Origin of the sequence: Streptomyces sp. S3(2020) (assembly GCF_013044505.1) — a bacterium.
In the GTDB taxonomy this organism is placed as follows: Bacteria; Actinomycetota; Actinomycetes; order Streptomycetales; family Streptomycetaceae; genus Streptomyces.
The window spans coordinates 1-564 of record NZ_JABERD010000565.1 but is presented as its reverse complement, the minus strand read 5'-3'; the positions used below and the strand labels follow the sequence as shown (position 1 = coordinate 564).

Genomic DNA, 564 nt, shown 5'->3' with positions numbered 1-564 from the left:
CCGGGGGACAACCCCCGGACCCCCGGCCGCCCCTGCGGGCACCGGAGGGAAGTTCCGGCCCGACTCATGACGAAGGCCCCCCGCTCTCGCGAGGGGCCTTCAGTGTCGGTGCGCCGCCAGGGACTCGAACCCCGGACCCGCTGATTAAGAGTCAGCTGCTCTAACCAACTGAGCTAGCGGCGCCTGCTGACCCGGAGAACTCTACCCGATGTTTAGGAGTGCTCCGGACTGCCTCACCAGGGGCGGAGCGGTCGCCGTACATCATTCGGACCGTCAACATGCGCGTCCGGAAGACAGTTGAGAAACTGACGAATGTGTACAGTCGCGGACATTTCCAGCTGGAGTGTGAGGGGAATCGCATGGAGGCTCCGGGGTTCAAGGAACCGGCGTTCGAGGAATTCGATCCCGCGAGCGACTGCGACTGCCCCGGATGTGCTCACTGGCGGCGCGTACTGCCGCATTCCCGCACCGGCCGCCACCCGGCGGCGCACCCCGCGGCCCACCGGGCGATCGTCCTCGCCGCGGCCGCCTCCACCGTCCTCGTCGGCCACGCGGCCCCCGCCC

1 tRNA gene and 1 pseudogene are annotated in these 564 nt (G+C 68.8%); one reads left to right on the top strand and one right to left on the bottom strand.

Annotation, left to right across the window (positions count from 1 at the left end):
- Positions 1-109: 109 nt before the first annotated feature.
- Positions 110-183, bottom strand: a tRNA-Lys gene (locus HLK59_RS50355).
- A 176-nt stretch (positions 184-359) separates the two neighbouring features.
- On the opposite strand from HLK59_RS50355, the pseudogene HLK59_RS50350 reads away from it, so the two are divergent.
- Positions 360-564, top strand: a pseudogene (locus HLK59_RS50350) (hypothetical protein); the annotation flags it as partial.